Below are 7,291 nucleotides of genomic sequence, written 5' to 3'. Positions count from 1 at the left end.
AGACCGCTTGAACTTTGAAGTTCGCCGAAACGAACAACGAGGTCGACGCCTTCCTCAATCGGGTCGATGAGATAGTCGGAAAACGTCATCGTGAACTGCATGTCGGGATTTCCTCGTGCAATGTTCAGCAAGATTGGAACGAGTATACGGCGCCCGAATGCCGCTGGTATATCGATGCGAGCCGACCGACCGGACGGTGGAGCTCCGGCCCAAGCGCTGTTTCTGCCGTCGAGATCTCATCGAGCGCTGAGGCACACGCGGCGAAGTACGCTTCGCCATCGGCTGTGAGGGAGATGCTTCGGGTTGTACGGTGGTTGCTTTCGGAGCCAGCTCAAGAAGCTTGCTCGTGCAGGGCAAAGATCAGGCACGCACGTCTGGAAGCGCACATTCAAGCGTCCGCTTAAAACATACATTTGCCGGGCCGTCGAAGAACGGCCAGAACGCTGGAATTGGATGGGTTTCAAAAGCGCAATGAATCGGGGTCTTTCTCAAAGCCTTATCATTCTTGACCGTTGATGAGGCTTTTTCTTTCTTTCCATGCATCTGCATCTGGGAGAACCGGCGCGCGCCTTCCATTTGGCAGTGCGGCATCCCTTACAGCGACCGGCCGCATTGCCGTCCCAACAAAAGAACCGATTAGCACGCCGCGCGGCCGGCATTTGAAATGCGTGTCATGAACTCTGGCCCAGTTATCGCGAGCCCATTGGGGCGATCTGCGATAACGCTGCGTCTTGTAAGACGCGGAATCGAACGTTGACGCCCGAAGTTTAAAAGCGCCCGATGTCGGCGTGGCAGCGCGAGCGCAGTGAATTTCCTATGCCCGACACCCATGTCACCGCGCACGCCAGGCGCCTTCCGGAAGTCGGCATGGTTGAACCCCTTGCCGCGCTCACACATGGATGTAACGTGGCTCAGCACGCTTACTTCAGCCCACCGTCGAGAGCAACGCCTTGAGCCGTTCCGCATCATCGGGCTTATAGTCAAAGGCGGCAATCGCGCGCCATGCCAAGTAGACACCGGTCGCATAGTGTTGCTTGCGGAATTTTTCTTCCAGCGTCGCCTCAACACGCGCCTCGGTCATCAGACTGCTGATTTACTTTTCGACCTTCTCGGTGATATGCGCGTAGGTGTAAGCTGCTTTTGTCATTTTTCTCTCAGTAGTTAGAGTTCAACCACGATTGCGCCACGCGATTCCGCGCTAGCAACCGGTCCTGTGATTTTGCCTTGCTCACTCTATAAAGCAAGCGCCAACGGCACGCGACAGTCTTGGGGGTGCAGGTTCATATCCGCGAGGCAGCTATTGCCGCCCTTGTCGGGAAAGCAGCGGACTCGTGTACAAGGGGATGGACCTCGTGCCTCTGAGCTGCGGGGTTGGGGCTCGTCAAGTTCGAGGGCCCGCAAATCGTGGGCAACAAGACCTCGTGCGACTTTCGCCAAGAATACTTCAGAGGGTGATCCAAAGGTCCAAAACCCTTCGGGGGTAACGCTCACGAGGATTTTGTGACAGCGTTGCCGTCGCCGCGGCCATGCGTGCCTCCCGCCGGTTTTCGACAACCTCGCTCGCCGAAGCGATGGGATCGGGCGCGGCAGGGATGAACTGCGGCCGAGTCGCTCAGCTAACTACAGAAAATTCTTGGGCGAATCCGGCCACGACCGGCCCGGGCTCTATTCGCGTGCGCTCACCGGGCCTCACGTCCCGGCCATTCGGTGACGATCCCTTTCGCAAATTCAAAGGCTCATTCAGATGGAAGGAGCTAAGGGCTACTCGCCCTGGCGCTCTTCGGTGCAAGGTCTTCGACCGGCCCTGGTCGTATCCCCAAAATTTCTTCCAAACGACCGAAAAAATCCTGGGTGATCCCCCTCGCCCTGGGCCGCACCTCCGCTTGCCTCCTCGCGTTCGCCACGTGGCACGGGGCAATGCGCAACAGAAAGCGCAGACCCCTTAAGCCAATTTCAGGAGCAAGATCATGAAGAGCGAACCGAAAATCGATGTCTACACCCGCGTCGCCGACAAAATCGTTGCCGACCTCGAACAAGGGGTTCGGCCTTGGGCCAAGCCGTGGAAAGCCGATAATGCAACCGCGCGTATTACCCTCCCCGTTCGAGCCAATGGCATTCCTTACCGCGGCATCAATGTCTTGCTGCTGTGGAGCGAAGCCCTCGAGAAAGGCCACCGCTCCAACCGCTTGATGACATTCAAGCAAGCAATCGAACTGGGTGCCAATGTCCGCAAGGGCGAGCACGGTTCGCTGGTCGAGTACGCGAACACCGTCACCAAAATTGACGCGAATGACGACGGCGAAGTGACCGAGCACGACATCGCCTTCATGAACGGCTACCTCGTTTTCAATGTCGAGCAGATCGGCTGACAATTCAGGCGCGTGTAGTGCGAGGTCCAATGCATAAACAGCATCAGCCAAACGCGGTTCGCCTGCAATTGATCGAATTTGCCGAAACGTTCTTCGCGAGTACGGGCGCTACGGTTTGTCATGGCGGCAATCGCGCCTTCTATGCGCCGGGCCTCGACATCGTGCAGCTTCCGCCCGCCGAGGCGTTCGACACCGCGGAAAGCTACGAAGCTACCAAAGCGCACGAGTCGATAATATACCGGAAGGCTACCGGGTCGAATCCGACACGGAGCCATGCCTCCTATCTTGATCACTGGCTCAAGGTACTGAAGGCCGATAAAAAGGCGATCTTCACGGCAGCCGGCCACGCCCAACGTGCGTGCGACTACCTGTTCTCCCTGCAAGCCGAGACGCCGAGCGAGGTAGCAGCATGAGCCTCTACACTGCCCTCTTCGCCATCGACGTGCCGCACTACGGCACAAGAACGATCGTGGCGCGACGCCGGCGGCCGCGATGACGCGCTGCTGCTGCTGCACCGGAAAATTCGTCGCGCACAAACATGATTTGCCGAACAACGTGGCGCGCGGAGCGTGCCAGCCGCCGTCACGTGCGGGGAAGACCAAGAAAGCAGCAGCGCTTGCAGCTGCACCGGCCGTCGATCCGACGTGCGACGCGCACGTGACCACCGAGAGCACAGACGTCGCCTCTCGCGTAGCCTGATGCTCAACCGGCATCGCGAATCGTGCGGTTCAATTGGAGGGATTGCTCGTTCGGATACGGTCGACCGAATCTCAGTTCGTGAACGACCGCAGCGTCTGTTTCGCGAACAAGCGGCCCGGATGTAGGTACCACGCGGGCGCCGCCCTCCCTGTCCGTGCTAATGGCATCCCCTACCGTAGTATCAATGTGTTGCTGCTGTGGGGTGAGGCCCTCGCAAAAGGCTATCCGTCCAACCGCTTGATGACGTTCAAGCAGGCATTCGAATTGGGTGCCAACGTCTGCAAGGGCGAGCACGGTTCGCTTGTCGTGTACGCGAGCACCGTCACCAAGATTGACTAGACCGACGATGGCGAAGTGACCGAGCACGCCATCGCTTTCATTCGATCAACGGCAGCGGCGCAGCTCGGCTGATGCTCAGTATTTCGCGGTAGCCGGCTCGATCCGGTAGCCTTCCGGCACATTGTCGATCTGCTCGACATAGAAAACGGTGTATCCCTTCACTCCAATGCGTTGAACTCAGGTGGAAACACTCGATCTCGAATCGCTGCCGATCGCCGTGGTGTCGTCGTCGTCCTGACGCACACGTCGCGCTCCATTGAATGCGTGATTGCGCGCACGGCACTTGAGACGCATTTTTGGCTCACGCCCAATGCGGATGACACAAGTCGCAAAAATCATCCGCGACAGATACGCTCACATATACGCCGTCGCAAACGAAAGCTACTTGCGAATCCGAGGTTGCGCTTGGAGCTAACGGCGGTCGATTTCACGAGAAACTGAAGAGGTCGCACGAATGACGGGTTGGGTCGAGCCGAGCTCGGCGGCCCATTGGGCCTCGGAACCCCGTGCTCGTGGAATCAGCCGTGTTGGCGAAGCTGATGAAAAGTTCGGGTTCGTCGACAGTTATTTGCGCATGCTCGGCGCGCAACGAAAAGCCCGCACGCCGGCGGGCTAAGTCCATATCATGGAAGACATGGAGGAGACACCCTTTTATGTATAGCCGTGCGCGATTTCAGCGGTGCTCGCAGCACGGTTCAGTGCATGGTAGTCGGCCTCAGCACCGGCCCGAGTGTGCGAGGTACTCGTCGAATCGGGCAGAGCTCGTACACCGCGCAACGTCTTGCAGTAACGGCACAGCATCGTCGCACCCGCGATATTCGAGTTTGGAAGCCAATGTGGAGAGGAACGTTCGCAGCTCTTCTCGGCCGTGCTTGGCCGCGAAGTCGCGAACCGTTTCCTGAACCGCATCCCTGAGCGTGTGCGGGTACAGCTTCGGGTGTTTTTAACGCGTGCTATCCCGGCTGGTGCCCACGAAGTCTCTCGTAATGAGCTTCGCGCTTTAATCCGTCATACGCGCGCTATCAGGGCGCGACAATTACGTTGCTCGCAGGTGCAGGCTTCTTGGTCAACTTATTCAGAACGTCCTGTCCTTCGCGCTGGTATTCAGCGATTTGCGACTTCGCCGTTGTCGCGGCCTCGCTTTGCATGTTCGAGACTATTTCCTTTACTTGCTTGCCATATAAGTTCGCCTTTTCTGCGGTCGCTTTGGCAACGCTACTCGACAGCTCAAAAAATTCTTGGGGCGACCGTGTCGCGAATGCCTTTTCGACAATGACTTGATTTTCGGCAAGTGAGGTTTTGACAACTTGCAAATTCAACGCCGTAAGCTTCTCAATACCGTCAAACGCGGCCTGTAAAGCGCCAAACAGATTTTGAACTTGAGCTGACTGCGCAGGCAAATATTGTTGCGGAAACATTGTGCTCATGACCTCTCCTATTATCGGGCGCCGCGGTAGACCGCAGTTGGCCCCGGCGTCGCAAGTGCGCTTTTTTGTTGCACTGCAACATACCGAGTATGCACGGGCGTGACTGTTAAAGTCAACGTCAACCTCGCGAACGGTCGTACTCAGGTGAATGGGGCTCTGTCGATGAGTCGTGGGCGTGCATATAGCCGGTGACAGCGCCTTTCGTCCACTAACGGCCCGTGGAAATGCTGCGTGGGAGCATGCACAAGGCGTCGACAACCTTGCCGAACGCTGTGCGAGCAGCAGCGTGCGTAGTTCGGTAGGGCAGACCATCAAAAGAATTGCTTGCCAACTTGCCGCGTAACAGTGCTTCGACAAGCTGCTAGATGTTCAATGCATCCCGACGGTCACGGCACTCCGCGAGGCCGACATCCTGACCTTGAATGCTTGTTCGGTTAAGGCGAACAGGGGAACAGGGCGTTCCAGGTCCGTGAAATAAATTAGTTTTCGTCTCTCAACAAGGAGTAGCCTCAGTCTATTGACTGCGTTTATGAGAAACCGAGAACGCCTGATAGCAGCCGCGACGGTTCAATCATTTTTAGCCGGACATTTCGCAAAAGCATCATTAACCCTACTCTTCGGCAGAAGGGACAATGACGCCCGTTGGCCTAACAGACCCGATGGACAAAAAACCCCGTGACCTGCCGTTATTTCTCGGCGCTCATGCACGGGTCAGCCGTTTTGCAATTGACCTCCGTCGGAGGGCCACACCATGTTAGTTAGCGAGCGGATGAAACCCGCAGTATTCGTAGAGCCTGACGAGACGTTGGCGACAGCGGCACGCAAGCTCAGAAAAGACAATATCGGATGTCTACCAGTCTGCCAAGATGGCCGGCTTCTCGGAATGATCACCGACCGCGACATCGCGATGCGCAGTGTGGCAGACAACCGCGACGCCAATCACATGCGGGTACGCGACGCGATGTCGGTGGACGCGATTTTCTGTTCGAAGGAGGACTCCGTCGAACAAGCGACCACGCTCATGCGCCAAGCGCATGTGCAACGACTTGCGGTTGTCAGCGCCGACCGCCACCTAGTCGGCATCATATCCATGAGCGACGTTGAGGGCAGCGGCTCCGAACGACGTCCCTTCGAAGTGATTTTCTATAAAGAAATACTCGACCATGCGGGCCTTCCGCATCACAGCCAGCTAATGCGGGTCTCGGTCGCTCGGGGAACGAAAGATGAAGCAGTCCAAGCGGCCATCAGACAATTCGAAGAGACCAGGCAAGTTACGAGTTGGGCCTCAGCGGCCGACGGCTATGACGTACTAAGCATCCATGTTGGCGAAAGCGGCGAGAGCCTCGAATCACTCGACCTTACCTCTGAAAGAGACGCAGAGATTCGAGCTCGGGCACGAGTGTTATGGGAACAGGCCGGCTTCCCTGAACGACAGGACGTCGAGTTGTGGGAGAAGGCGGCACGCGGCGTGGATGGCGAGAGCAAGGCTGCGAAATGAAGCGGGCCAACACAGTGGCGGTCGACGCGCAACGGCGAGACATCATGCACGTGCCGCGTGTCGACTTCATTGGAGCCGGGATCGTCCCGCTCATTGAATGGCGGACATCGGCTCTCTTGTCCATGGCAATCGTCACCTACCCAAGCGGCGAAGAGTGCGGGTCGGGCGCACTCGGCAGCTTCGCGACTGAAGCGGACGCATACCAGTACGGGGTGGAGTACGGGAAGGCTGAAGCAAAGCGGCGTCTTCTAATGACGCTCATCGAATAACGTTGGAAAGCTGGCTTCAGCGTACTGCTGTATGCGCAACCGCACGGCAGCACCCATGGCGAAACGAGTCGTCTTGAACCGGTCAAACCAACCGACAGGCTGGGCCTCCACCTACCGTAGTCTGGATGGGAGAAAGGCGGCTCAACGACCGTCCAAGGAAAACCCTAACTTCGATGCACTGGCCGAGCGATTTCATCAATCTGTTGCATCGACCGTTGAATTGGCAACCCATTGCAGCCGGTCAGGCGAGCAGGCCGACTGCCCGAACCCTGGCTGCAAGGAAATGGTCAGAGCCGCGCCTCCGTGTCTCGGACGCTTCTATTATGAAACACCGAGAACCTCAGCTCTGTAAGTCCGGTATAGCGACTCGCATGCCGCTCAATCCACCGCCTTCATCATATCCTCCACCACCTTCTTCGCATCGCCAAAAACCATCATCGTCTTGTCCATGTAGAACAGCTCGTTGTCGAGCCCGGCATACCCCGCCGCCATCGACCGCTTGTTCACGATGATCGTCCGTGCCTTGTACGCTTCCAGAATCGGCATCCCCGCGATCGGCGAAGTCGGATCGGTCTTCGCCGCCGGATTCACCACGTCGTTGGCGCCGAGCACGAGCACCACGTCGGTCTGGCCGAACTCGCTGTTGATGTCCTCCATCTCGTGGACCAGCTCATACGGCACTTCCGCTTC

Annotated in this window: 10 protein-coding genes and 1 pseudogene; 7 read left to right on the top strand and 4 right to left on the bottom strand. The window is 57.6% G+C overall.

The window, feature by feature from the left end:
• Window positions 1-360 precede the first annotated feature (360 nt).
• Both AWB67_RS40100 and AWB67_RS41075 read right to left on the bottom strand, forming a co-directional pair.
• Window positions 361-576, bottom strand: coding sequence for a hypothetical protein (locus AWB67_RS40100; protein ID WP_125477797.1), 216 nt, complete (start codon window positions 574-576; stop codon window positions 361-363).
• A 349-nt stretch (window positions 577-925) separates the two neighbouring features.
• On the bottom strand, window positions 926-1,081 hold the full coding sequence (locus tag AWB67_RS41075; protein ID WP_159965066.1) for a hypothetical protein: 156 nt from the start codon (window positions 1,079-1,081) through the stop codon (window positions 926-928).
• Window positions 1,082-1,967: 886 nt separating this feature from the next.
• Between AWB67_RS41075 and AWB67_RS41590 the strand changes: the two genes are divergently transcribed.
• From AWB67_RS41590 to AWB67_RS43875, 5 genes and pseudogenes are all read left to right on the top strand, one after another.
• Window positions 1,968-2,369 carry an ArdC-like ssDNA-binding domain-containing protein gene (locus AWB67_RS41590; protein ID WP_200822377.1) on the top strand — a complete coding sequence of 134 codons (402 nt, stop codon included), beginning with the start codon at window positions 1,968-1,970 and terminating at the stop codon, window positions 2,367-2,369.
• Window positions 2,370-2,398: 29 nt separating this feature from the next.
• Window positions 2,399-2,782: a zincin-like metallopeptidase domain-containing protein gene (locus AWB67_RS41585; protein ID WP_200822376.1), complete on the top strand. Its 384-nt coding sequence runs from the start codon at window positions 2,399-2,401 to the stop codon at window positions 2,780-2,782.
• Window positions 2,783-2,861: 79 nt separating this feature from the next.
• Window positions 2,862-3,068 (top strand): annotated as a pseudogene (locus AWB67_RS43090) (FlhC family transcriptional regulator); the annotation flags it as partial.
• Between the two features lie 78 nt (window positions 3,069-3,146).
• A complete protein-coding gene (locus AWB67_RS33305; protein WP_235025492.1) occupies window positions 3,147-3,407 on the top strand; it encodes an ArdC-like ssDNA-binding domain-containing protein in 261 nt (86 codons plus the stop codon).
• Window positions 3,408-3,578: 171 nt separating this feature from the next.
• The gene (locus AWB67_RS43875; RefSeq protein ID WP_235025491.1) at window positions 3,579-3,848 is read left to right on the top strand and encodes a DUF1488 family protein; all 270 of its coding nucleotides are present in this window, start codon (window positions 3,579-3,581) and stop codon (window positions 3,846-3,848) included.
• A gap of 581 nt (window positions 3,849-4,429) precedes the next feature.
• Here AWB67_RS43875 and phaP read toward each other — a convergent pair.
• The gene (phaP, locus tag AWB67_RS41070) at window positions 4,430-4,834 is read right to left on the bottom strand and encodes a TIGR01841 family phasin (protein WP_159965064.1); all 405 of its coding nucleotides are present in this window, start codon (window positions 4,832-4,834) and stop codon (window positions 4,430-4,432) included.
• Between the two features lie 751 nt (window positions 4,835-5,585).
• Here phaP and AWB67_RS33290 point away from each other — a divergent pair.
• On the top strand, window positions 5,586-6,332 hold the full coding sequence (locus AWB67_RS33290) for a CBS domain-containing protein (protein WP_087660274.1): 747 nt from the start codon (window positions 5,586-5,588) through the stop codon (window positions 6,330-6,332).
• Complete coding sequence (locus AWB67_RS33285; protein WP_087660273.1) at window positions 6,329-6,601, top strand: hypothetical protein; 273 nt, start codon at window positions 6,329-6,331, stop codon at window positions 6,599-6,601. The genes AWB67_RS33290 and AWB67_RS33285 overlap by 4 nt, the downstream gene beginning before the upstream one ends.
• Before the next feature lie 378 nt (window positions 6,602-6,979).
• Here the strand turns inward: AWB67_RS33285 and AWB67_RS33280 are convergent.
• Window positions 6,980-7,291, bottom strand: a 312-nt coding sequence (locus AWB67_RS33280; RefSeq protein WP_143328401.1) for an NAD(P)(+) transhydrogenase (Re/Si-specific) subunit beta, incomplete at its 5' end; no start/stop codon positions are given.

This window comes from Caballeronia terrestris (assembly GCF_001544515.1).
GTDB classification, from domain to species: domain Bacteria; phylum Pseudomonadota; class Gammaproteobacteria; order Burkholderiales; family Burkholderiaceae; genus Caballeronia; species Caballeronia terrestris.
Note: the sequence above shows the minus strand (reverse complement) of the source record. Positions and strands in the feature narration are given on the sequence as shown.